At 32.4% G+C, this 24,684-nt stretch carries 20 protein-coding genes; 7 read left to right on the plus strand and 13 right to left on the minus strand.

Going from position 1 to position 24,684, the window contains the following annotated elements; genetic code table 11:
- Nucleotides 1–16 precede the first annotated feature (16 nt).
- From ACFWU4_RS10205 to pheT, 4 genes are all read right to left on the minus strand, one after another.
- Nucleotides 17–790 carry a M15 family metallopeptidase gene (locus ACFWU4_RS10205; RefSeq protein ID WP_411127483.1) on the minus strand — a complete coding sequence of 258 codons (774 nt, stop codon included), beginning with the start codon at nt 788–790 and terminating at the stop codon, nt 17–19.
- Between the two features lie 77 nt (nt 791–867).
- Nucleotides 868–1,236 (minus strand): diacylglycerol kinase family protein, encoded by a 369-nt coding sequence (locus tag ACFWU4_RS10210; RefSeq protein WP_411127485.1) that lies wholly within the window; start codon nt 1,234–1,236, stop codon nt 868–870.
- A gap of 7 nt (nt 1,237–1,243) precedes the next feature.
- Entirely contained in the window at nt 1,244–1,744 is a 501-nt protein-coding gene (gene tpx / locus ACFWU4_RS10215; RefSeq protein ID WP_411127487.1) for a thiol peroxidase, read from the minus strand.
- Between the two features lie 132 nt (nt 1,745–1,876).
- Entirely contained in the window at nt 1,877–4,303 is a 2,427-nt protein-coding gene (gene pheT, locus ACFWU4_RS10220) for a phenylalanine--tRNA ligase subunit beta (protein ID WP_411127488.1), read from the minus strand.
- 184 nt (nt 4,304–4,487) lie between these two features.
- Between pheT and ACFWU4_RS10225 the strand changes: the two genes are divergently transcribed.
- Entirely contained in the window at nt 4,488–5,702 is a 1,215-nt protein-coding gene (locus ACFWU4_RS10225) for a peroxiredoxin family protein (RefSeq protein WP_411127490.1), read from the plus strand.
- Nucleotides 5,703–5,706: 4 nt separating this feature from the next.
- Here the strand turns inward: ACFWU4_RS10225 and ACFWU4_RS10230 are convergent, their stop codons facing one another.
- The 6 genes from ACFWU4_RS10230 to recG all read right to left on the minus strand — a co-directional run bounded on the left by ACFWU4_RS10230 (nt 5,707) and on the right by recG (nt 11,902).
- Nucleotides 5,707–6,156, minus strand: coding sequence for a nuclear transport factor 2 family protein (locus tag ACFWU4_RS10230; protein ID WP_411127492.1), 450 nt, complete (start codon nt 6,154–6,156; stop codon nt 5,707–5,709).
- 99 nt (nt 6,157–6,255) lie between these two features.
- Nucleotides 6,256–6,402 carry a hypothetical protein gene (locus tag ACFWU4_RS10235; protein WP_411127494.1) on the minus strand — a complete coding sequence of 49 codons (147 nt, stop codon included), beginning with the start codon at nt 6,400–6,402 and terminating at the stop codon, nt 6,256–6,258.
- 27 nt (nt 6,403–6,429) lie between these two features.
- On the minus strand, nt 6,430–7,824 hold the full coding sequence (locus tag ACFWU4_RS10240; protein ID WP_411127496.1) for a TIGR00366 family protein: 1,395 nt from the start codon (nt 7,822–7,824) through the stop codon (nt 6,430–6,432).
- Between the two features lie 239 nt (nt 7,825–8,063).
- Nucleotides 8,064–8,645: a tRNA-(ms[2]io[6]A)-hydroxylase gene (locus ACFWU4_RS10245; RefSeq protein WP_411127498.1), complete on the minus strand. Its 582-nt coding sequence runs from the start codon at nt 8,643–8,645 to the stop codon at nt 8,064–8,066.
- Nucleotides 8,646–8,725: 80 nt separating this feature from the next.
- Nucleotides 8,726–9,796: a flavin monoamine oxidase family protein gene (locus tag ACFWU4_RS10250; RefSeq protein ID WP_411127500.1), complete on the minus strand. Its 1,071-nt coding sequence runs from the start codon at nt 9,794–9,796 to the stop codon at nt 8,726–8,728.
- Between the two features lie 3 nt (nt 9,797–9,799).
- Nucleotides 9,800–11,902 (minus strand): ATP-dependent DNA helicase RecG, encoded by a 2,103-nt coding sequence (gene recG / locus ACFWU4_RS10255; RefSeq protein ID WP_411127502.1) that lies wholly within the window; start codon nt 11,900–11,902, stop codon nt 9,800–9,802.
- 100 nt (nt 11,903–12,002) lie between these two features.
- Here recG and ACFWU4_RS10260 point away from each other — a divergent pair, with 100 nt between their 5' ends.
- Nucleotides 12,003–13,976: a M1 family metallopeptidase gene (locus ACFWU4_RS10260; protein ID WP_411127504.1), complete on the plus strand. Its 1,974-nt coding sequence runs from the start codon at nt 12,003–12,005 to the stop codon at nt 13,974–13,976.
- The gene (locus ACFWU4_RS10265) at nt 13,976–14,860 is read left to right on the plus strand and encodes a patatin family protein (RefSeq protein WP_411127506.1); all 885 of its coding nucleotides are present in this window, start codon (nt 13,976–13,978) and stop codon (nt 14,858–14,860) included. Before ACFWU4_RS10260 ends, ACFWU4_RS10265 begins: the two co-directional genes overlap by 1 nt.
- A 1-nt stretch (nt 14,861) precedes the next feature.
- Here the strand turns inward: ACFWU4_RS10265 and ACFWU4_RS10270 are convergent, their stop codons facing one another.
- Nucleotides 14,862–15,380: a hypothetical protein gene (locus ACFWU4_RS10270; protein WP_411127508.1), complete on the minus strand. Its 519-nt coding sequence runs from the start codon at nt 15,378–15,380 to the stop codon at nt 14,862–14,864.
- Nucleotides 15,381–15,603: 223 nt separating this feature from the next.
- Between ACFWU4_RS10270 and ACFWU4_RS10275 the strand changes: the two genes are divergently transcribed.
- From ACFWU4_RS10275 to ACFWU4_RS10290, 4 genes are read left to right on the plus strand one after another with little or no spacing between them, the layout of a single operon-like run.
- Entirely contained in the window at nt 15,604–17,760 is a 2,157-nt protein-coding gene (locus ACFWU4_RS10275; RefSeq protein WP_411127510.1) for a T9SS type A sorting domain-containing protein, read from the plus strand.
- Nucleotides 17,761–17,777: 17 nt separating this feature from the next.
- Nucleotides 17,778–18,206: a hypothetical protein gene (locus tag ACFWU4_RS10280; protein WP_411127512.1), complete on the plus strand. Its 429-nt coding sequence runs from the start codon at nt 17,778–17,780 to the stop codon at nt 18,204–18,206.
- 33 nt (nt 18,207–18,239) lie between these two features.
- Nucleotides 18,240–21,047 carry a histidine kinase gene (locus ACFWU4_RS10285; protein WP_411127514.1) on the plus strand — a complete coding sequence of 936 codons (2,808 nt, stop codon included), beginning with the start codon at nt 18,240–18,242 and terminating at the stop codon, nt 21,045–21,047.
- Nucleotides 21,044–21,784: a LytR/AlgR family response regulator transcription factor gene (locus ACFWU4_RS10290; RefSeq protein ID WP_411127516.1), complete on the plus strand. Its 741-nt coding sequence runs from the start codon at nt 21,044–21,046 to the stop codon at nt 21,782–21,784. Before ACFWU4_RS10285 ends, ACFWU4_RS10290 begins: the two co-directional genes overlap by 4 nt.
- Here the strand turns inward: ACFWU4_RS10290 and ACFWU4_RS10295 are convergent.
- Both ACFWU4_RS10295 and ACFWU4_RS10300 read right to left on the minus strand, forming a co-directional pair.
- Nucleotides 21,781–23,349: an FMN-binding glutamate synthase family protein gene (locus ACFWU4_RS10295; protein WP_411127518.1), complete on the minus strand. Its 1,569-nt coding sequence runs from the start codon at nt 23,347–23,349 to the stop codon at nt 21,781–21,783. The two genes, ACFWU4_RS10290 and ACFWU4_RS10295, sit on opposite strands and share 4 nt — an antisense overlap.
- 3 nt (nt 23,350–23,352) lie before the next feature.
- Nucleotides 23,353–24,627 (minus strand): M20 family metallopeptidase, encoded by a 1,275-nt coding sequence (locus ACFWU4_RS10300; RefSeq protein WP_411127520.1) that lies wholly within the window; start codon nt 24,625–24,627, stop codon nt 23,353–23,355.
- Nucleotides 24,628–24,684 lie beyond the last annotated feature (57 nt).

Here is a 24,684-nt window from a genome sequence, read left to right on the forward strand (position 1 = left end):
AATGCGGTAATCTCATTTATTTATAATTTTTCACTTTATCTGAAACACCATTTACGTAGTTCTCTTTAACCTTTAAATTTTCAGCAAGTTCAGAACCTATAAACCCGGTAATATCTTTATTAGATATATAAGTGTTATAAAACTCTAAATAGTTATTTGCTAAAGGTAAATAAGACCAGTGCCATTTCTCGAAATTATAGCCTGTTCTGCCATTACTTTTTTCGGTATAAACCTGATAAAAACCAAAGTCATTAGCATTATTAACTAACCATTGATGTATTTCTAGTCCTTTTCCGCTGTTAAAATACGAATTATTTAAACTATTTAAGTCGATATCTGTTCCCCAATGATGTCGAGACGAACTTGGCATGGCGCTGTATTCTAAAATTTTAAATGCACATTCTAAAGGTTTGAGGTTATTATACGTTTTCCATTTGCGTTCCCAGATTGCTTTTTGCTCATTAAAATTACGTGTTCCAGATAGTATTTTTAATTGGATACCATCTTTTTTTGCTGCGTCTAATAATTTTAAAAATGCTGTATATACTTCATCTTGAAGATATATGAGTTTAGTAGAATGTTCCGAGCTAACTTTTACAAATCTCGTGTCTATTTTATAGTCAAGCTTACCCAGAATAAAATCTTTGGTAATATTAGATAATAAATTTTCAGGTACTAAAATAGAATCTACAGCAGTTTCAGCCATAGCTTTGGTTATTATTTTTTTCTCATTAGTGTTACAACTAACAATAAAAAGTATAAAAGAAAACGTTGTAATTAGGTGTTTCATTTTATGCTTAAGATTGATGTGATTTAGATTTAAGGAAACGTATAATCGTATAACGCTTTAAGTATTCGTTTTGGTATTTAAACAAACTTTGGTATATAAATTATACCAGCGATTATCACAGCGATTATGGATGCTATAAAAACTGCGCCTGCTGCTACATCTTTTATGAGTCCAATTTTTGGGTGATGATCTGGGTGAATAAAATCTGCAATATACTCCGCAGCTGTATTCATTCCTTCCATACTCATCACTAAGCCTATTATACCTATTTGAGCTAACCATTCCGTTTTAGAAATTTCGAAATAAAACCCAGCAATAGTAATTGCAATAGCTATAAAAAGTTGAATTTTTATACTTGCTTCAGTTCTAATAAGTACAAGCATACCTTTGAAAGCATAACCTACACTTTTAAGTCTATTTAATAGAAATGAATCTTTTTTTTGCATTAAAAATCTAAGATAAACTAGCTAGAGCAGTATCGTAATTAGGTTCATCTGCAATCTCCTTGACCTGCTCGGTATGTAAAATTGTTCCGTCAGTATCTATTACAACAATACAACGCGATAAAAGTGTCTCAAATGGACCAGTCGCAAAGGTTAATTCGTAGTCACTTCCAAACTTACCAGTTTTGTAATCTGAGTAGCTTTCTACATTTTCAATGCCTTCTGCACCGCAAAAACGAGCCATAGCAAATGGTAAATCTTTAGAAATACATAATACTTTTGTGTTTTCTAATGCGCTGGCTTTTTCGTTGAATGTTCTGATAGATTGAGCGCAAGTACCAGTATCTACACTTGGAAAAATATTTAGTACCAATCTTGTGCCAGAAAAGTCGGAATTTGTTTTATCCGCTAAGTCAACTCCTGTTATTTTAAAATCTGGTGCTTTACTACCAACAGCTGGTAAATTTCCTATAGTTTCTACTGGAGTACCTCCTAATGTTACGTTTGCCATTTTATGATGTTTTATTTTTTGATAAAAATAAAAAAAGTGAATGGCTTATATGTGAATAATATGATAATGTTTGAAACAAAAAAAACCTGCTTGTCTTTTAAAACATGGCAGGTTTATTTTTTTAATAAATTTCTACCTTAACTCAGCACCCAATTTAGTTTCAAAGTTAGATTGTAGCTTAGACATAATTTTATCAATCTGCTTGTCATTTAAAGTTTTGTGCTCATCCTGAAGCGTAAAACTAACTGCATAACTCTTCTTACCAGCAGGAAGGTTTTTCCCTTCATAAACATCAAAAAGATTTACGTTTTTTAATAGTTGTTTTTCAGTTTGCTTAGCAATGGTATGTATATCTTCAAAAGTTACAGTATTGTCTAGAAGTAAAGCAAAATCGCGGCGCACTTCAGGATACTTAGGTATAGCTCTGAATTTTATTTTATTGTGTTGAGCCATTTCTATAACATTATCCCAGTTAAAGTCAGCAAATAATACATTTTGAGAAATTCCAAAATGTTTAAGTACAGATTTTTTAACGAGACCGAAATCAACTAATTTTTTCTTACCAAGCGACAGGTTCATGCCTTCACTGAATATATCAATTTTTGTAGGAGCTGACCTTAAACGATTTAAACCTAATCGATCTAAAATACTTTCAATAGTGCCTTTTAAGTAAAAGAAATCACTTGCATTGGTAGTGGAGTTCCAACGTTCTTCAGTTTTATTTCCTGTTACAAATAGCGATAAGTGTTTATACTCTTCTCTGTTATCTGAATATTGATGGTAAGTTTTACCAAATTCGAATAATTTTAAGTTTTCACGTTTCCTATTAATATTATGCGAAACCGCTTCAAGGCCAGAAAATAATAAGGATTGACGCATCACTTCCAAATCATTACTCAGGGGATTAAGCATATGTACATTATGGTCTGACTTAAGATCTTCACTTAATTCTATATATTTTGGAGATGTAAGCGAATTGGCCATAATCTCGTAGAATCCTTGTGCAGCCAATTGATTACCTATAATATTCTGAAGTTTATAATCCTCAAAACGCGATGAATTGGAAATAGATGCATTTAGTTTCTCAGTTGTACCAATATTATTGTAGCCGTATACTCTTAAGATTTCTTCAATAATATCTGCTTCGCGTTGTACATCATTTCTATAAGCAGGTACAGTTAAACCTAAACCTGCTTCAGTAACATTATTTACTTTAATATCTAAAGACGTCAAAATACTTTTTATTGTTTCTCTAGGAATTTCTTCACCTATAAGTTTTGTTGCATTTTCAAAGCTAAGACGTACTTCAAAATCTTTTATTTTATTTTGATAAGCATCTGATATGTCACTTGTTATTTCACCACCTGCGATTTCTGTAATTAGAAGTGCTGCACGTTTAAGCGCATATTCGGTAATATTTGGATCAATACCACGTTCAAAACGAAATGAAGCATCTGTGTTTAATCCATGACGTTTAGCAGTTTTTCTAATACTTACAGGGTCGAAATAGGCGCTTTCTAAGAAAATATTTACAGTGTTTTCTGTAACGCCAGAATCGATACCACCAAATACACCAGCAATGCACATTGGTTTTTCTCCATCGCAAATCATTAAATCATCTTCGTGCAATTCACGCACAACATCATCTAGAGTTGTAAATTTAGTACCAGCTTCACATGTTTTAACTTCAATTTTATTGTCTGTAATTTTATTGGCATCAAAAGCATGTAAAGGCTGCCCAAGTTCGTGTAAAACGTAGTTAGTAATATCTACGATATTATTGATGGGTGATAACCCAATAGACTTTAGACGATGCTGCAACCAATTAGGTGAAGCTGTTACTTTTACGCCAGAAATAGTAATACCACAATAACGTGGGCATTTTTCCTTATCGATTACATCGACGTCTACTTTTAAAACACGTCTTTCAATTTTATAAGAACTTACCGAAGGTGTAATTAATTCTAAATTTACGTCCTTTTGCAACAAACCAGCTTTTAAATCTCTGGCAACACCATGATGGCTCATTGCATCTGCACGATTAGGTGTGAGCCCTATTTCAAAAACATCATCATTTTCTATATCAAATACTTTAGATGCAAGTGTCCCAACTTCTAAGTCATTATCCAATATCATAATACCGTCATGAGATTCTCCAAGGCCTAATTCATCTTCGGCACAAATCATTCCATGACTTTCTTCTCCACGAATTTTTCCTTTTTTAATCTTCCAAGCTTCTCCTTCTGCAGTATATAACGTAGTGCCTATTGTTGCTACGGGTACTTTTTGCCCTGTGGCTACGTTAGGTGCTCCACAAACAATTTGTAAAGGTGTTTCAGCACCAATATTTACAGTAGTTACTTTCAACCGATCAGCATTAGGATGTTGCTCGCAGGTTAAAACCTCACCAATAACTATGCCTGCCAAACCTCCTTTTACAGATTCATAGCGTTCAATACCTTCTATTTCTAAACCAAGATCGGTAAGCAACTCACCAGTTTTCTCAGCATCCCAATCTATCTTAATAAACTGTTTAAGCCAGTTGTATGATATCTTCATAATTTCAGTTCAATGAAGATACAAAGATAATAATCCTTAATTCCTAAAGAAATGAGGAGTGATAATTTTTAATTTTTTTATAGTTGTTAATGAACATTGTGCTGTTTGTGAAAAACGAAATATGTTCTTACTTTTTTTTGTAAGGTATTTGTTGTTAATTCGAATATTATAAAAACCTTTTACTATGCGTCAAATTATTGCTTGTTTATTGCTTTTTGTTTTTTCTTCTTGTAAAAAAGAAGCAAATGATCACAAACTTAAAGTGGGTACCTATAGAGCTACTTTACAACTGCAAGACAATGAAGTTTTACCTTTTATTTTTGAAGTGGATTCTCCAGAAAAGTTAAGGATTTTTAATGCGGAAGAAGTCATCGAAGTTGATGAGATTGAATATAAGAACGATTCTGTTTTTATTAAAGCACCGGTTTTTGAAGGTTTTATAGCTGCTTCATTTGATGGTGATAATTTTAAAGGTAGTTTTATTAAAGAAAGTTTAGATAGAGTAGTGCCATTTAGTGCAGAATTTGATAATAGAAATCGATTTAAGGTAAAATCTGACTCTAATAGGAATGCATCTGGCATATGGGAAACTGTATTCAGTAAAGATATTGAAGGTGATGAATATGTTGCGAAAGGTATATTTAAGCAAGAAGGAGAAAAGGTTACAGGTACGTTTAGAACAACAACAGGCGATTACAGGTATTTAGAGGGCGTTATGGATGGAAATCAACTGAAACTGTCAACATTCGATGGTGCGCATGCATTTTTATTCACAGCTACAGTTACAGACTCAACTATGGAGGGTCAGTTTTATTCTGGTAATCATTGGAAAGAGCCTTTTGTAGCCAAAAGAAACGAAAACTATGAATTACCAAGTGCTAATGCTCTTACCTTTTTGAAAGAAGGTTATGACGCTTTAGAGTTTTCATTTCCAGATGAGGATGGGAATGTGGTATCATTAACTGATGAGCGTTTTAATGATAAAGTTGTAATTGTTCAAATTATGGGAACGTGGTGCCCTAATTGTTTGGATGAAAGTAAGTATTATACACAATATTATCGAGCTAATGCAGAACGTGGTGTTGAGATTGTCGCTTTAGCTTTTGAATATGCAAAAACAGAAAGTAAAGCGTTTAATAGTATTGCTAGATTGAAAAGTAAATTGGATATAGCATATCTTATACTATTAGCACAATACGGAAGTTCTGACAAAGCAAAAGCTCAAGAAAAACTGCCGATGCTTAATCATATTTTATCTTATCCGACTTCAATCTTTATAGATAAAACAGGTAAAGTGCGTAAAATTCATACAGGTTTTAATGGACCTGCTACTGGTGAAAAGTATGTTGAGTTTAAAACCGAATTTGAAGGGTTTATTGGCGAGTTGCTAGCTGAATAATATATTAGTTGCTTTTAGGAATTGCCATAGTGTGATTTGCAATGAGGTAATATTTTCCATCAGTATCAACATATGTTCTCATAAAATGATAGGTCGTTGGGCTTGGGCCTCGATCTATGATTGTATAGCCACTAACGATAGCTGTTGTGCCAGAAATTATAACTTTTACGTCTTTAGAAACACGTGATTTAGTACTTGTATTATTATTCTTTATATATCTTTTAATTCGTTCTAAAACAGCAGCTTTATTGTCAATTGTATTAGCATGGTTATGAACCCATATATAGTCTTCTGCTAATAGGGACTCAATAAAATCAAAGTTCAATTCTAATTGAGCTTTTTCCCACGCAGCATCTAATGTTTTAAGTTTTTCTTGAATGGAATCACTTTCTTGAGCGGATATTGGGACTATTGATAATCCAATAATAGTTATAATTATAGCAACTAGTTTCATTGACTTTTACTTAGATACTAACGAAGTTAAAGTTTTCACACTTAAAATCAATAAATTACCAAGCAAAAGAGATTATGTTTTATAAACAAATAGTAGTTCTTAGTTATTTGGTTTATAATTTTTAACCACAATAAACTCTTCTGCTTTTGTATCGAGAATCAAAGTACTTTCATTAAAAGGTTGATTGCCTAACCATCCGCCAATCCTAGTAAACGGTGTCACTAATGGTTGTGACCAGGTGTACATATCTATATAACTAACACGTTTTAAATTTTATAGCGGTACATAAGTTACCATCAAGGCTTGAATTATAAATAGTATTACAAAGGGTATAAATAAATAACCTATTATATCTCTAGCTTGTATTTTAATACCTTTCCCCATAACAGGAAATACTAATAATAAGAAAAATGGTTGTAACAAATTACTCAAGCTTTCTCCGTATGCAATTGACATTGAGGCTCTGGCAGTCATCAAGGTAACTTCCGAGGTAGTAAGGTTGGTACCTAAGTCTTGAACCATATTGATAATACTAGGGCCAATGACAGCAAATTCACCACCTGCTGAAGGAATAGCAAAATTAATAACACCACCTGTGAGATAGGCAATAAATGTGTAAGATTCTGGTGAGGCAATAGAGACTAATGCTCTACTTATATTTTCACCTAAACCAGAAGCAAGCATTATACCCATAATGCCAGCGTAAAACGGATACTGAAAAAGTATTCCAGATATATTACCGCTAGAACGTTTCATTGCAATACTATAACGCATAGGTGTTACATGTAAAAACAATCCCATAATGATAAAGATGAAGATCATGATATCAAAATTAAGATCAAAGCCATTAGTCGTAAAATGGTAAATTATATAGATAAGACCTAATAATGCAACACTTATCTGTAACCAGCCAGCATTATTCATTGAGTCAGAAACCGCTTTAAATGGTAGTTTATAAGATAGAGCTTCGTCTTTTATTGAGCAATCTTCTTCTGTAGTTACCGTTTGTAGATCCTTAAGTTCTTTGCCGTTAAAAGACTTTGGTATAAGCAACCACATAATACAAGGTACTATTATAACGAATAAAAGAATCATTAATATGTTTAATGTAGTACCTAAACTGTAGGCTGTTGAAATGGTATCTGTTAGTATGCCGTCTGTTATTAGGAAATTATTCTCGGTATTTAATAATAAGGGAATAGAACTCGATAATCCGCAAACCCAAGCTCCGCTAGAGAAGTAAACACAAGCAATTAAGTAGGGATAATGCACTCCTTTGGTGCGTAAAGCTAATTCTCTTGCGAGTATGGATGTTACTACGACCATACCAAAACTAACTAAGGAAATAAGAACACCAAAAACTATAACTACAATATAAACCTGCACAGGTTTAGCTATTTTTTTAGATAATATGTCAATTCCTTTTTTTATTGGTGGTGCTTGCGCAATACTATATGCTGTAATTACGATCAATACAATTTGCATTCCGAAAGACAATAGTTTCCAAAAACCATCATACCATCCTTCTAAAATTTTTATGGGTTTACTATCTGTAAGTGTTAATGCTAATAAACCTGTTATAAGCGTAAGTAATAATGCAAAGACGTAGGCGCTTGGCATATATTTAGTAAATGCATCTGTAAATTTCTGACCTAGTTTAGTGATCATTTTGTAGCGGTTAGTTGAGCTAAAGATAATTTTTTTCTAACTCTTAACAATACGTTAATTAACATAGCTCTTTATTTCTTTAACAAGTTCCTAACAGCTAACCTCTAATAATCAGACTACTTTTCGATTAAATACTTATAGTTAGTGTTAAGTATTCATCATCAAAACACAAATAGAAATGTTTTGGAAGGTCTGGTCTTTGTTGGTTGATCAGGCCTTTTTTTTTATAGTCAAATATGTTATCCATGGATTGTTTCAGAATTACCATAACTTTTTATGACTTCACCTTCAAACTCAACTAGCTCTTTCCAGCGTCTATCTACGTCAATACCTTTACCATATTTTCTAGCAAAAGTTATAAATATGGTATAATGGCCAGCTTCGCTAATCATTAAATCATGATAGAATTTAGCAAGTTCTTTATCTTTAATTCTTTCAGATAATAATTTAAAACGTTCGCAACTTCTTGCCTCAATCATTGCGGAAAATAATAGTCGGTCTATCATTCTTTGCAAATGATTACCTCCATTATTCATAAATTTATAAAGCTCATTAACATAGCTGTCTTTGCGCTCTCTTCCTAAAGTATATCCGCGTTTTTTTATGATATTATGTACCATCTGAAAATGCTCTAACTCTTCCTTAGCTAGTTCAAGTAGTTCTGTAACTAAATCTTCATATTGCGAATTGTGAACTATTAGTGCAATGGCATTTGTAGCTGCTTTTTGTTCGCACCACGCATGATCTGTTAATATTTCTTCTATGTTTTCTTCGGCAATAGTTGCCCATCGCGGATCAGTTTCTAATTTTAGGTGTAACATACTATTGTTTAAATAAGGTGTAACATACTATTGTTTAAATAAGGTGTAACATACTATTGTTTAAATAAATATTTGTAAATCTAATTATAAATTGTCTTTAGTTTTTGAAAAACGATTTTTGCACTAGTAATTGCACCTTCCATTTTGCCAGAGTAAATAGAACTCGTTTCTGCTCCAGCAATGAATAGCTTATTATTTAAATATGTTTTTAAAAATAAAGAGTGTCCATTATTTGCTTGAGGCATTAAAAACTGTTCACTTACAGCGGATGTATACTTCTCATTCACCCATACACATTCTTCATAACTTTCATAGTTTAAAGCCATATCTCCATAATACTTTGCTAATTGGTCTAATGCTAATTTTTTGCGCTCTTCTTTTGTGTGTTTAAAAGACGCACCATTTATAAAACCACTTAATGCATATAGATTATTACTCTTGTCAGAGTGGTCGTAAAACTCTTGAATAATTCCTGCGCTACTATAAATAGTACCACTCGTTCGTTCTGATCTCCAAAATGGATTTTTATATGTAAAACCGATTCTGATGGAGTTGTGCATCCAAGTATGAGTGTTTAATAAAACATTATTAATTTGATGAGGTAAAGTTGGATTTACTTTTATACTTTTTGAAAATAATAAAGGCGGAATGGTAGAAACTATATGTTTACATTCATAACTTGTATCATTAGTTATTGCTACTAATGTGTCGTTCAATAAATTAATTGATTGAATATTTTGATCGCATTTAACGACGTTTTCTTTAAGACTATCATATAATTTATCAATTATAGAAAAAGTGCCATTTGAAACACGGTAACTAACAGAGTTATTTGTTGGAAGTTTTACTAGCTGAGCAGCTTGTGTTTGATTAGGTTGGTATATTGCCGTTTCGCCATAATATTGCTCAAAAACAGGGATTTTAAGCTCTTTTAATAAAGCAAAAGTATTTGTTTGATCTTTAATTATCCATGTTGCACCAAGTTCTATTGGTGCTTGATTTTTATTGTATTTAGTGTTAATTCTACCTCCTATATGAGAGCGAGCTTCTACAATTGTAACACTGATATTTAACATTCTTAAGTAATAACCAAGTGCCAAACCTGTTAGGCCAGCTCCAATTATTAAAACATCCGTATTTATGGTTTTCATTATTTAAGAAATATAATTCCAAATGTTACGATACTTGTGCATCTGTCTATACGTGTTAAGAATTGCCTTATGTTCTGGTAGGGCTAAACTTGGGTCTAGTTTTAAAATGGATTTCGCAAAATAGCGAGCAGACTCCAAAATATCTTTATCTTTTACAATATCAGCGATTCTGAGGTTTAATATACCACTTTGTTGGGTACCCATTATATCACCTGGTCCACGTAATTTTAAATCTACTTCGGCAATTTCAAACCCATCACTGCTTCTTACCATGGTTTGTAATCTGGTCTTACTGTTTTCCCCAAGTTTATGACTTGTCATTAAAATACAGTAACTCTGTTCGGCTCCACGACCAACGCGACCGCGCAATTGGTGTAATTGAGATAAACCAAAGCGCTCAGCACTTTCAATAATCATTACAGATGCGTTAGGTACGTTCACACCAACTTCAATAACCGTTGTCGCTACCATTATGTTGGTTTCACCTTTTGCAAAACGTTGCATTTCGTAATCTTTGTCATCTGGCTTCATTTTACCATGCACAATCGAAATCTGATATTTTGGCATTGGAAACTCTCTAGAGATACTTTCATAACCGTCCATTAAGTCTTTGTAATCCATTTTTTCGCTTTCCTGTATTAAAGGATATACGATGTATATTTGACGACCTAGAGCAATTTCATCCTTCATAAACTTAAAAACATTCAATCTGTTATTGTCATATCGATGTACAGTTTTAATAGGTTTTCTTCCTGCAGGTAATTCGTCAATAACCGAAATATCTAAATCTCCATAAACAGACATTGCTAAGGTTCTTGGTATTGGTGTTGCTGTCATTACAAGTACATGCGGAGGTGAGGTGTTTTTGTGCCATAACTTACTTCTCTGCGCGACTCCAAATCTATGTTGTTCGTCGATAATTGCAAGCCCTAAATTTTTAAATTTCACCTTATCTTCTAAAAGCGCATGCGTGCCAATAAGTATCTGTAAATTACCGTTTTCCAGATTTTCATGAATTTCCCGTCTTTCTGAAGTTTTACTTGATCCATTGAGTAGTGAAATACTGATATTTAACGGTTTACATAGCTCACTTAATCCGTTATAGTGTTGAACTGACAAAATTGCAGTAGGAGCCATAAGACAGCATTGAAAACCGTTGTCAATCCCCATTAATATTGACATAAAGGCAACTATGGTCTTCCCAGAACCTACATCTCCTTGTAAAAGGCGATTCATTTGTGCGTTACTGCCTAAATCTTGTCTAATTTCTTTTAAAACGCGTTTCTGTGCATTGGTTAATTTAAACGGTAAATGATTATTATAAAAAGTATTAAAGTGGTCTCCAACCTTATTAAAAGGGAAGCCTTTTATTTTTGATTTATGAATAAGATTTTTGAGAATTAATTGCAATTGGATGTAAAACAATTCTTCAAATTTTAATCGAAATTGCGCTCTTGCTAAAAGCTCTGGAGTCTTTGGGAAATGGATATTGAAAAGTGCATCTGATTTAGATATTAGTTTTAATTCTCCTTTTGTTGAATCGGAAAGTGTCTCGGAAAATCTCCCTTTTGTTTCTAAGAAAAGCTGTTGCATTATTTTTGTAATAACACGATTTGTTATGCCTTTATTCGATAATTTTTCAGTTGAGGGATAAATCGATTGCATGGCAGACCTTAAGTTGCCGTCATGTGTTTCTTGCGTTTCAATTTCTGGGTGAGGCATACTGTATTTACCACTAAACCAATTTGTCTTTCCAAAAATTACATAAGTTTGTCCAATTTTAAGACTTTCTCTAATCCATTTTTGACCACGAAACCAAACGAGCTCCATCACGCCTGTGTCATCTTTAAAATCAGCAACTAAGCGTTTACCACGTTTTTGAGACACTTCTCTAAAACCTGTTATAACACCAATTATTTGTACTTCAGCATTATTCCGAAGGAGTTGATTAATTTTATAGTATTTGGTGCGATCTATGTAGCGATTAGGAAATAAATTGATGAGGTCTTGATACGTTTTTATACCCAATTCTGAGCGTAATAAATCTGCTCGATTTGGCCCTACGCCTTTGAGGTAGTCGATAGGTGTTTGTAAATTTACGCTCATACCTGCGAATTTACTTAATTCCTTCCTAAAAAGGAACTTCATATTTACGACCAATCACTAAAATTTGTACTTTGCCGCTATACTTGTGTAGTTTTGTGATATGAAAAGAATTTTGTTTTATTTCTTTCTTTTAATTTTAAGTTCTGCTTATGCTCAGCAAACTAGTATTGTTGACTTTAAGCGTGTTGAGGCCTTGCTTGTATTTAATCAATTTACAATTGATAGTACAACATATAATTCTTATGAAATAGATTTTGATATTTTAAGAAATACAGATTCCATTTATTTAGATGCAGTAAATATGGATTTTAAACATGTTGCTGTTAATGATACTGCTGTAAAATTTGAAAATAGTGGCAAGAAGTTAATAATCTATGATGATTTTGTAAAAGGGCAGCATTATAAATTGAGTTTTATTTTTTTTAATGCACCAAAAAAGGCAATGTACTTTCTTGGTTGGGAGAATGAGGGGAGAAACCAAATATGGACACAAGGTCAAGGGAAATACACAAGTAATTGGTTACCTAGTTTAGACGATGTTAATGATAAAATAGAATTTGATTTAAAATTTTTAGCACCTAAAAAGTACAAGGTGGTTTCAAATGGTAAATTAAAATCTAAGTCAGATAACGTGGGTAGTATACTTTGGGAATATGACATGAAACAACCTATGTCTAGTTATTTGGTAGCTGTTGCTGTTGGTGTTTATGACAAAGAATTGAATACGTCTAAAAGTGGTGTTCCGCTAGAGTTTTACTATTATCCTGAAGACTCTTTAAAAGTGGAACCTACTTATCGTTATAGCAAGCAAATGTTTGATTTTTTAGAAGAAGAAATAGGATTTACTTATCCTTGGCAAAATTACAAACAAGTGCCAGTACATGATTTTTTGTATGCTGGTATGGAGAATACGTCTACCACTATTTTTTCTGATGCTTTCGTTGTAGATTCAATAGGTTTCAACGATAAAAACTATATAAACATTAATGCGCATGAGCTGGCACATCAATGGTTTGGGGATTTAGTTACCGCTAAATCTGGTGATCACCATTGGTTACAAGAGGGTTTTGCAACTTATTATGCGTTGTTGGCTGAGCGTGATATTTTTGGGAAAAATGACTATTATTTTAAGTTATTGGAGTCCGCTTTAGATCTAGGTCGTCAAGATTTTTCTGGAAACGGAACGTCACTTTTAAATCCTAAGTCGAGTAGTTTAACTTTTTATCAGCGAGGTGCTTGGGTATTACATGCATTACGAACTAAAGTGGGAGATGATATTTTTAAAAGAGCTGTTGTTAACTATTTAAAAAAGCATCAATTTAAAAATGTAGAGACTTCAGATTTTATTAAAGAAGTAGAACGCTTATATCGTAAGCCTTTAAATAGTTTTGTTAACCTTTGGATAAAGCAAAAAGATTTCCCGGTAGATGATGCGTTTGATATATTAAAATCGCAATCGACCTATATTAATGAATACTTGATGGTTGATTGCCAGGCTAAATCATCTAAATGTTCAGAGTATCTTAAATATTATGTCTCCGACGAAGCAAAAGTGAAGATTATTTCTCAAGTCCCGGAATTGGTTACATCTGATACGTTTAAAAATAGTCTAAAGGTGCGACAAGCGATATCAAAATATGTAAAGAAAATTCCTGATAACTTGAAAGCAGATTATGAGACTTTACTAGATGACAAATCATATATCACCATTGAAGGTGCGTTATATAATCTTTGGACAAATTTTCCAAAAGAGCGTGCTAAGTATTTATCCAAAACTAGAGATATAAGTGGTCTTAGCGACAAAAATGTTCGCATATTATGGATTCTTTTAAACTTAAATACGCCATTCTATCAAGCAGATAATAAACAAGGATTATTTAATGAGTTAGTGAGTTATACTGATGAAAAACATAATATGGATTTAAGAATAAACGCTTTTAAATATTTAGATTTAATTAATTCTTGTAATGAACAATGTAAATCTAATCTTGAAAAAGCTAAATCTCATCATAACTGGAGATTGGTTAAGTTTGCTAAAGAAATGTTAGAGAAGTTAGAACTAAAACAAGATTAATGCGAGCATTGGTAATTTCTGGAGGCGGTAGTAAAGGTGCTTTTGCTGGAGGGGTAGCTCAATACCTAATGGAGCACGAAAAACGACAGTATGATATGTTTTTAGGTACCTCAACAGGTAGTCTTTTAGTACCGCACTTAGCTGTTAATGAAATAGGTAAACTATATGATATTTTTACTAATGTTCAGCAACAGGATATTTTTAGTGTGAGTCCTTTTGTGCAGCGAAAAAAAGGGGACAGAGAATTTGTCTCTATTGACTTTGTTAATTCATTATGGCAGTTTATTAAGCGTAAACGTACATTTGGAGAAAGTAAAGCATTAAGGCGAAAAATACGAAGAGACTTTACTCTTGAAGAATACGAAAAAATTAAAAAAAACAAACATGATGTTGTGGTAACTGTTTCAAATTTGTCAATGAATAGAGTAGAGTATAAGTCTATTAACGACTGCTCGTATGAAGAATTTTGTAATTGGATATGGATTTCTTGTAATTACATTCCTTTTATGTCTTTAGCTAAGGTTAACGGTTATGAGTATGCCGATGGTGGTCTGGGTTGCGTAATACCGATTAGAGAAGCTATTCTTAGAGGTGCCACTGAAGTTGATGCCGTGGTTTTAGAGGCCGAGAATATGGGTAAACAGAGAGTTTTAGGTAAGAATCCATTTTCACTAATGATGAATTTGTTTGGACACCTTTTAGACCAAGTAGAGCGCAATGATATCGTAATAGGTAAGTTAGCGGCTAAGAATAAAAATGTAAAACTTAATCTATATTACACTCCAACGAGTTTAACTGAAAACTCATTAATATTTAGTAAGCGTCTTATGGAAAAGTGGTGGCGTCAAGGTTTTGACTACGCGGAGCAAAGACATTCTAATTAACTTACCAAAGACTACTTACTTCTTCTTTTATATAGGATAATGCTGCATTACTAGGTGCGGATTTGTCCATTAACTCAGTTAATATAACTTCTCTAAGCTTGTTTGCTGTGTCGGTTTTTTCTTGCATGTTAGATTTTCTAATAAGCTGTATGGTTGCATTTTTTGCAGCCAAAACTATATTCCAACATTGATCGCTTACATAGATTTGTTGTGATAAATTGTGTTCAAATTCTTGTTGAATTGTTGCAATAAGTAAATTCTCATAATCATCTTTATTTGATGAAGTTGGATTAACTCTAGTTAGTAGTTTAGCGGGTGCTATACGTTCTAAAAATAGTGTAATTCGTTCATATGCCTGAAGTCGAATTGGGAATGCTTCTTTTTGTAAGTCTTTTATAATTAAAAAATTACGACGGTTGTTTTCGTTTTCTACATGTTCCCTAAAAAAAAGATAAGCAATTGCTCCAGTTACAATAGCAGGAATACAATATAATAATAGACCTAAAATGTCAAGTTCCATAAAATAAGACGTTTGGTTAACAAACATAGTTTGTTTTTAATTATTGCACAAGAATTCACTTCATTGTATGAAAACGGCGTTTCATTAAATGACAATCCGTTTTCGTTGAATACAATAGTATTTAATTAATAGTTCATCATATTTTGCTTGAGCTATTAATCTAAAACCAAATCAACAACACATTACTATTTAGAATATATATGTGTTTTTAACCTACTTAATTATGAAAACAAGATTATTCTGCTTTGCCGTAATATTCATTTCTTATGGATATTCCCAAAACACTTTTGTACCAGATGATAATTTTGAGCAACGCCTGATTCAGTTAGGCTATGATACTGGACCTTTGGATGATTATGTCTTAACATCTAACATTGATGGTATTACGAATTTAAATTTATTGAATCAGAATATTTCAGATTTGACTGGTATTGAGGATTTTTCGTCTTTACAAAATCTTGATTGTCGTAATAATCAACTAACTCAAATTGATGTATCACAGAATTTAGCTTTAACTGGTTTGCTTTGTCAAGGAAATCTTTTGGTAAATTTAGATATCACGCAAAATACTGCTTTAACACATCTATATTGCGGATTAAATCAATTGTCTACGTTAGATACGAGTCAAAATACTTCATTAACTTTTCTTTCTTGCTATAGTAATAACTTATCAGTATTGGATATAAGTCAAAATCCAAATTTGATAGAAATTTATTGTCTTAATAATCAAATTAGCGTTTTAGATACTTCGCAAAATCCAAATATCACAAGAATTGACTGTAATAATAATCAAATGTCATCTATTAATGTTTCGCAAAGTTCTAACCTTTTGCGCTTATATTGTTTTAACAATCAAATTTCAGAAATTGATATTTCTCAAAATACAAGTCTAACTGTATTAAGTGCCTTTAACAATAACCTAACAATTTTAAATGCTAAAAATAGTAATAATAGTAACTTCTCATTATTCCAATCTTATGGTAATCCCAACCTAAATTGTATAGAAGTTGATAACGTTGTATACTCTGATGCTAATTGGTCACAAATTGGTCCTGCAAGTAGTTTCAGTACAAATTGTCATTATACCGAGACATATGTACCAGACGATAATTTTGAAAATTACCTAGAAACACATAACGCAAGTGGTGCAACTGTTTCTGTTGGAGATCCAACAAGCATGGGAAATGGTATTGCTAATGATGATTATGTTGCTACAGCAAATATAAATACAGTCACCAATTTAGATGTAAATAGTTTAAATATTACAGATTTAACAGGTATTGAGGATTTTATGGCTTTAGAAGAGTTACGAAGTTACAATAATCAATTAACAGCTTTAAATGTTACTCAAAATACAGCTTTAATTCTTCTTTTTTGTGACCAAAATCAACTAACGAGTTTAGATATCACTCAAAATACAGCTTTAAACTTTTTACGTGCTTACGATAACCAATTAACTAATATTGACACAACACAAAACCTTCAACTTACATATCTTAATGTTAATAATAATCAGATGTCTAACTTAAACATCACGCAAAATACGGCTTTACTTGAGCTTCATTATGTTAATAATCAATTACCAACATTAGATATTAGTCAAAATACATTATTGACTACACTTTGGTGCGCTGCTAACAATATTACATCTATTGATGTTTCTCTGCATCCTAATTTGTATTTTTTAGAATGTGGAATTAATCAATTAACAAGTTTAGATGTCACACAAAACACCCAATTACTGTATTTAAATTTTCATAATAACTTAATAAGTAATATCGATATAAGTCAAAATAACTCTTTGATTCAAATTTTAGCACAAAATAATCAATTAACAAGTTTAGATGTTACACAAAAGACAGGTTTAGCTACACTTCGCTGTGAATATAATCAATTAGCAAGTTTAGATCTATCTCAAAACTCGGCTTTAACTTTCCTGTTTTGCTATAATAATCAATTAGCATCCTTGAACGTGAAAAATGGAAATAATACTAATGTTAGTTTTTTTAATGCAACTAGCAACCCAAACCTAACCTGCATAGAAGTAGACGATGCAGGATACTCAACAGCAAATTGGACAAACGTTGACCCAGTATCAACTTTCGTCAACAACCAAACAGAATGCGAAACACTATCTTCAGAAACAGTCGAGCAGCTAAATTTTAATATATATCCCAATCCTTTTAAAGATGTACTATTCGCAGAAGTAGAAGATAAAGCAAAATACGAAATTATATCTGTAAACGGACAAGTAATAAAGACTGGTCACTTAGAAACTGGGACTACAAAAATTCAAATAAATGATATGTCTAAAGGCTTGTATTTTATTAAAATATCTTCAAAATATAAAAGCGAAACAAAAAAGCTTATAAAACAATAACCTAAATCTATAAAATTATGAAAAACTTATTTTTATACATCGCAGCTGTTTTATTTACAACAACATCTATGGCACAAGTAGAATCAAAAAAGAATACAACTAATGCAGAAGTGGAAGAAAAAGCCAATCACAATACCACGAGAAGTAATAGAAAACAAGGTGGTATTGTTAATTTTGATATAAATAAACCAGAAGACCAAGCCGGTATTTTTGAACGTAGAAAGTGCATTAAAGCTGGCGGAACATTTTACGAAAACCCTAATGGTACTAAGTTTTGTATGCCTGCAAGATCTACTGCAGACAAATCTAAGGCTGTACCCACTGAAGAAATTGAGGGAGGTATTTTTGAGCGTAGAAAATGTTTAAAAGCAGGTGGAGTTTGGATGACAAATTCTAATGGGTCTATGTGTTTAAAAAAATTAGATTCCTCTGCGCGAAAATTGTAATTTAGGATTCTAAACTATTATAAATAACCTAATTTGAATAACGTAAAATTCCATATCTCAACAATAGTCTTGTTTTTGATATGGAATTTTTCATTTTCTCAAAACTATACCAATTATACCACTAAAGATGGTTTGCCAAGTAACTTAGTGTATCGTATAACACAAGACCAAGATGGCTTTATTTGGGTAATTACAGATAAGGGTATCAGTAAATTTGATGGTTATACCTTTAAAAACTTCACGATAAAAGAAGGCTTACCAACCAACGATATTTGGAATGTAAGAATCACACCAGATAATAAAGTATGGTATTTCTCAGAGATCGATGCACTTGGTTATATACAAACTGATAGTGTACATTCTTATAAAACAAGTGGAGGCAAGGTTATGATGCCAATGCGAATCAATCAGTCTGGAAATTCTATTGAGTTAAATGAAGCTAAATATAAACATCAATTTAAAAAGAATGTCTGGCAGGAAATCCCGATGGATATTACCAACTTTAAGCTTCAATATAAAGGTTTACGAGTTATTCTGGGCCCAGATGCAAAATTGCAACTCAAAATAGATAGTAACGAAATCGTTTTTCAATCTAAAGGATATATGGTAAGACAAGCAATGAATTACCAACTTAATGATTCTTTATATGTTTTAAGAAATGATGAATTTTACGAATTGATAAACCTAAAAACCTTTGCGTCTAAATACATAGTTTATAAAAATCAAAATGGCTTTTATAGAGCGTTGAAAAATGCTAGGTTTCATTTGGTTAGCAATGGGATTCAAGTTACAGGAAATAACAATCTTATCGTTTTAGATAAAAACCTAAATTGGTCTAAACACTACAAGATTCCGTCTTCACTTAAGTCTCATTTTAGTTTTAAGGATAAAGAGGGTTGGATTTGGGTGGCAACCTTTACAAATGGCATTTATAAACTTCCTAAAAATTACGATAAAATTAATCGGCTTTTTGAAGGTAAGCGGTTGTCTAGTATAAATAATATAGACGGTGTTATGTATGTCGGTGTAATAGGAGAAGGTGTTTATAAGGTTACAGATACTATTTTAGAGTTACAGATACCTTATTCCAAATACACCTATGATGTTGTAAAAATTAAAGATCGTATTATATATGTTTTAGAGTCTGATATTTATATTGAAGAAGAAGGTGATTTTAAACATATTAAGCGAAGCGAGTCAAATAATTTTGGAAAACGATTTGTTAATTATAAATCGAATTTAGTTTCTGAAGGCTTTTTAAGTATTTATGAATATAGCATAGATGAGTCTGGTTCTTCAAGGGTTTTTGATGACCGTAATTATTCAGGGATTTTTGTTCAAAATGACACACTTTTTTCTACAGATAATAAGCGTCTTGTATATTATGATGAAGGGTTAAGACAATTTAGTGATTATAAGGCTATTGAATTTAAGAGTAGATTTTTAACAAGTGCTACTTATAATAATAAAACCTACGTAGCTATAGAGGGTAAGGCTCTCTACGAATTTAAAGACGGTATTGTAACTCCTGTTTTAAGTGATGATAATGCATCAATAAGTAACATATTAATTGAAGATAAATCGTCTATTTGGTGTGTAGCCGATAATGTGTTAACGCATTATAAGCTTTTAGAAGATGGTCGATATGTAAAGCAAAATTATAGAGAAATAAATGGATTATTAGTAGATGACTTAAAAGATATAGCATTAAAGAATAACCATTTGCACTTAGCGACAGATGATGGTCTTATGGTTATAAATATTGAGGACATTACAGATAGTTCTAAATTTTCGACGTATATAAAGTCTGTGAAAATTAATGGAAAATCAGTTTCAAAAGATAGTCTTGAGTTACCTTATGATAAGAATAGAAATCTTAATATCGATTTTGGTGCTATCAATTATGCTAATGCTTCCCAGACACATTTTGAATATCAACTATATCCAATTCAGGATAATTGGGTGACAACAACCGCTGGAGAAATAAACCTAAGCAATTTAGAACCTAATGATTATAATCTTAAAATGAAGGTTTTTGATGATGAAAATGAAAGTGTTATTACTCTTCCAATTAGCATTAAACCCTTATGGTGGCAAACGCTTTGGTTTAAACTATTTGCTATTTTATGTGCTGTAACTTTGGTGGCTGTAGCTTCGCGTTACTTTGCCAAACAATCTGAATTTAAAAGGAATCAAAAAATATTTGAAGACAAACGGCTTTCAGAATTACAGCTTAATGCGCTACGATCTCAAATGAATCCGCATTTTGTTTTTAATTCTTTGTCTGCGATTCAATACTATATAAACAGCAATGATATAGAAGGTTCAGAACGCTACTTAGTAAAATTTTCTAAGCTTATTCGTCAGTTTTTCGAACTGTCTAAAGCTAATGACATTACCATTAATGATGAAGCAAATTTGCTTACTAATTATTTAGAAATTGAAAAGTTGCGATTTAAAGAAAAGCTCTCATTCAATATTGAAATCAATGAGGCTATGGATGCTAATTCACTTATGATTCCTACCATGTTATTGCAGCCAATTGTAGAGAATGCAGTTAATCATGGAGTATTTAATAAGGAAGACAATGGCAGTGTTACAGTTATTTTTAGCAAATTTAAAAACAGCATTAAAGCAGAAGTTATTGATGATGGAGTAGGCTTTGCTAATACAGTTAAGTCTACTAAAGATAAAATAAAATCGTCACATGTTCTAAAGGACAGATTGCATTTTTTAAATCAGTCAGGAAAATGGAAGATTGATTATTCAGAAACGGAAGCATATCCTAATGCAGATGATAAAGGAAATATTTCAACATTTATAATTAAGAAATTAGCATGAAAAATATATCAGCCATATTAATTGATGATGAAATATCTAACTTAAAAGGACTTCAGCAAAAGATAAATAAACTATTTCCAGATATTGAAGTGTTAGATACGTTTCAAAAGCCTGAAGCAGCAATAAAAAAGTTAGAGACAGAGCAGTCAGATATTGTGTTTTTAGATATAGAAATGCCTAGAATTAATGGTTTTGAATTGCTCTCTAGCCTAAAAGAAATCAACTTTCAAGTCATTTTTGTTACAGCCTATAATGAATATGCGTTGCAAGCGTTTAAAAAATCTGCCATAGATTATGTTTTAAAACCTATTGATGATGATGATCTCAAAATTGCTATAGATAAAGCTCTAAAAGTTATTGAAGACAAACATATAAGTGAAAACAACACAAAGCTTTTAAGTCTCTTAACTGCATCTATTTCAAAAACAAATAAACTTATTGTACCTACAACTAAAGGCTTGTCTTTTATACCACAAGAAGAAGTATTTCATTTAGAAGGTTATGAAGGTTATACCAAAATTCATTTGTTTGATAACACAACCCTAATAAGCTCATATAACTTAGGAAAATTTAAAAAACTATTAGGTTGTACTTTTTTTAAATGCCACAAATCGCATATCATTAACCTAGATAAGGTTAGAGCCTTTGAAAATGAAGGCTATGTTGTTCTTGAAAATGAAGAACGCGTACCTATCTCTAAAGCGAACAAAAAAGTATTCTTAGATTTATTTAATTAGGCTTTATTTTGTGCTTTATAACCACCCAAATGCTCACAATCTTTTAATGATTGCATACCTTTAAATGGCACTGTTGTTTTTTGATAGCCATATGTTCTATCTAATTCGGCAGATAGATTGTGGTCGTCTACATTAACCTCTATATCTGTCATTTTAAACTGGCAAGGATGCTCATATCCGGCCGCATGTGTAATTTCTAAAAATTCTTTTCTAAAGGTTTTAAAATATTGTCCGGCACGTTCGGATTTTAAGGGTACATCTATACCACGTTGTAGCCATTGACTTTGTGTAGCTACTCCGCTAGGACATTTATTAGTATGGCATATTTTAGCTTGAATACAGCCAATACTCATCATAGCTTCTCTTGCAACATTAATAATATCTACTCCCATAGAAAAAGCCATTGCTGCTTTACCAGGAAACCCTAGTTTGCCACTACCAATGAAGACTATTTGTTTTTCTAACCCTTTTCTCTGAAATAGCTTATATAAATCACCAAACCCATATACCCATGGTAAGCTTACATGGTCAGCAAAACTCGGAGGCGCAGCACCTGTTCCACCTTCACCACCATCCACGGTTATAAAATCTGGTCCTTTTCCGGTGTTTTTCATAATGTCAGTTAATTCTTCCCACTGATCTAGTTTACCAATTGCAGCTTTTATACCAACAGGCAAACCTGTTTCTTCAGCAATAGCCTCAATAAAATCAACCATTTCTGGTAGCGTAGAAAATGCCTTATGCGTTGGAGGCGATAGTACATCTTTACCAACTTCAACACCTCTAATATCTGCGATCTCTTTTGTTATTTTAGCACCAGGTAATACTCCGCCTTTGCCAGGTTTAGCGCCTTGTGAAAGTTTTAATTCTATAGCGCGAATGAAAGGGTTGTCATCCACTAATTTTTTCATCTTTTCCATTGAAAAATTACCATCTTCAGTCCGAACGCCAAAGTAGCCTGTTCCGAAATGGAATACGACATCGCTACCATTACTGTGGTAAGGTGATAAGCCACCTTCTCCCGTGTTATGATATGCTCCAGCGATCTTACAACCTTTATTTAATGAGTCTATAGCTCTAGCTGATAATGAGCCATAACTCATTGCAGAAACATTAATGATAGATGCAGGGCGATAAGGTCTTTTTCGTTTGCTATGAGCTCCAATTATTTTGGCACATGGCAAAAAGTATTTGTCTTTTGCATTCACATGATTCTCTGTTACTTTATAGGGAATCATGGCGTTATTAATGAATATGTGTTGGTGCGCATATATATCTCTATCTGTACCAAACCCTTCATAGTTGTTTTCGCTTTTTGCAGATGCATAAATCCAACCACGTTCTATGCGATTAAAAGGCAATTCTTCTCTATTACTTGCTATAAAGTATTGACGAATTTCAGGGCCAATGCTTTCAAATAAATAGCGAAGATGACCCACTACAGGATAATTGTGGCTAATTGTATGTCTTCGTTGAACAATATCGCGTATTGCAACTATAGCTAAAATAATAATAATCCAAAGCCACCATGAGACAGAGCTTAGTAAATCTATAACGGACTCCATAAATTAATTATTTAGATAGTCTAGTGTAAGTTTAGTAAATGCTTTAACACCAAGTAGCATGCCACTTTCGTCGATTATAAAGTCTGGTGTGTGGTGCGGAAAAGCTCCTTTTGGTTCTTCAGAAGGCGTCATACCACCCAGGAAGAAATATATACCTGGTACAACTTCTTGAAAATAAGAAAAATCTTCTCCACCAGTGGTAGCTTTCATAAGCTTAACATTTTCTGTGCCAGCTACATTTTGTAATGATGGTAACATTTTGTCTGTCAAGTCTGGGTCATTATAAGTTATAGACGTCTGATTTCTAAATGCGATAGTGGCTTCACCTCCATAGGCTTTAGCTATAGTTTCTGTCATTTCTTTCATACGTCTTTCTATCATTGAGCGCATTGCAGGATCTAAAGTTCTTACAGTACCTATTAATTGGGCAGTTTCTGGGATTATATTAAAACGTGTGCCAGCTGTTATTTTACCAACTGTAATAACTGCTGCTTCATCTGTTAATTTAGCTTCTCGGCTAATAATAGTTTGTAAACCATCAATAATCTTCGCAGATATCATAATAGGATCTACGCCAGACCAAGGTTGGGAGCCATGTGTTTGTTTGCCTTTTACGTCAATTACAAAGCGTTCAACAGAAGCCATAATTCCTCCTTTTTTATATTTTAAAGTTCCAACTGGTGTACCTGCATTAATATGTAAACCAAAAATAACGTCAACCTTAGGGTTTTCTAAGACTCCTTCCTTTATCATTAACTTAGCACCACCTTCTTCACCGGGAGGAGGTCCTTCTTCCGCAGGTTGAAAGATGAATTTTATAGTCCCTTTTATTTTATCCTTATGTTTGGATAATACTTCAGCGGTAGCCATTAAAATGGCTGTATGTGTATCATGTCCACAAGCATGCATTACTCCCGTTTCTGTTCCCAAGAATGTTGTTTTTACTTCGGACTTAAATGGTAAATCATTACGTTCTGTTACAGGTAAAGCATCAATATCTGCTCTTAGTGCTACAACTTTTCCTGGTTGGTCGCCTTTTAATAAGCCAACAACTCCTGTGATAGCTACACCTGTTTTTACTTCTAAACCTAGAGATTTTAAATGTTCTGCTATTTTCTCAGCTGTTTTAAATTCTTGATTAGATAGTTCAGGATTTTGATGAAAATGACGTCTCCATTCTATTAACTTGTCTTCGATATTAGTAATATCTTCATTAATAGTGCTTTGAGCATATGATAAGGAACAAGTAAAGAATAATAACGCTAAAAAGGTCTTCATGAAATTTAAATTTGCACTAAGATATTGAAATTTCATAAAACAGAACTCTTAATATTT

This window comes from Winogradskyella sp. PE311, assembly GCF_046545555.1.
In the GTDB taxonomy this organism is placed as follows: Bacteria; Bacteroidota; Bacteroidia; order Flavobacteriales; family Flavobacteriaceae; genus Winogradskyella.

Coding starts and splice junctions, on each gene's coding strand:
- ACFWU4_RS10295 (WP_411127518.1), bottom strand. CDS start 23,349: ATGGAGTCCGTTATAGATTTACTAAGCTCTGTCTCATGGTGGCTTTGG.
- ACFWU4_RS10280 (WP_411127512.1), top strand. CDS start 17,778: ATGAAAAACTTATTTTTATACATCGCAGCTGTTTTATTTACAACAACA.
- pheT (WP_411127488.1), bottom strand. CDS start 4,303: ATGAAGATATCATACAACTGGCTTAAACAGTTTATTAAGATAGATTGG.
- ACFWU4_RS10240 (WP_411127496.1), bottom strand. CDS start 7,824: ATGATCACTAAACTAGGTCAGAAATTTACAGATGCATTTACTAAATAT.
- ACFWU4_RS10250 (WP_411127500.1), bottom strand. CDS start 9,796: ATGAAAACCATAAATACGGATGTTTTAATAATTGGAGCTGGCCTAACA.
- recG (WP_411127502.1), bottom strand. CDS start 11,902: ATGAGCGTAAATTTACAAACACCTATCGACTACCTCAAAGGCGTAGGG.
- ACFWU4_RS10230 (WP_411127492.1), bottom strand. CDS start 6,156: ATGAAACTAGTTGCTATAATTATAACTATTATTGGATTATCAATAGTC.
- ACFWU4_RS10245 (WP_411127498.1), bottom strand. CDS start 8,645: ATGTTACACCTAAAATTAGAAACTGATCCGCGATGGGCAACTATTGCC.
- ACFWU4_RS10210 (WP_411127485.1), bottom strand. CDS start 1,236: ATGCAAAAAAAAGATTCATTTCTATTAAATAGACTTAAAAGTGTAGGT.
- ACFWU4_RS10265 (WP_411127506.1), top strand. CDS start 13,976: ATGCGAGCATTGGTAATTTCTGGAGGCGGTAGTAAAGGTGCTTTTGCT.
- ACFWU4_RS10290 (WP_411127516.1), top strand. CDS start 21,044: ATGAAAAATATATCAGCCATATTAATTGATGATGAAATATCTAACTTA.
- ACFWU4_RS10300 (WP_411127520.1), bottom strand. CDS start 24,627: ATGAAGACCTTTTTAGCGTTATTATTCTTTACTTGTTCCTTATCATAT.
- ACFWU4_RS10270 (WP_411127508.1), bottom strand. CDS start 15,380: ATGGAACTTGACATTTTAGGTCTATTATTATATTGTATTCCTGCTATT.
- ACFWU4_RS10260 (WP_411127504.1), top strand. CDS start 12,003: ATGAAAAGAATTTTGTTTTATTTCTTTCTTTTAATTTTAAGTTCTGCT.
- ACFWU4_RS10205 (WP_411127483.1), bottom strand. CDS start 790: ATGAAACACCTAATTACAACGTTTTCTTTTATACTTTTTATTGTTAGT.
- ACFWU4_RS10235 (WP_411127494.1), bottom strand. CDS start 6,402: ATGTACACCTGGTCACAACCATTAGTGACACCGTTTACTAGGATTGGC.
- ACFWU4_RS10275 (WP_411127510.1), top strand. CDS start 15,604: ATGAAAACAAGATTATTCTGCTTTGCCGTAATATTCATTTCTTATGGA.
- ACFWU4_RS10225 (WP_411127490.1), top strand. CDS start 4,488: ATGCGTCAAATTATTGCTTGTTTATTGCTTTTTGTTTTTTCTTCTTGT.
- tpx (WP_411127487.1), bottom strand. CDS start 1,744: ATGGCAAACGTAACATTAGGAGGTACTCCAGTAGAAACTATAGGAAAT.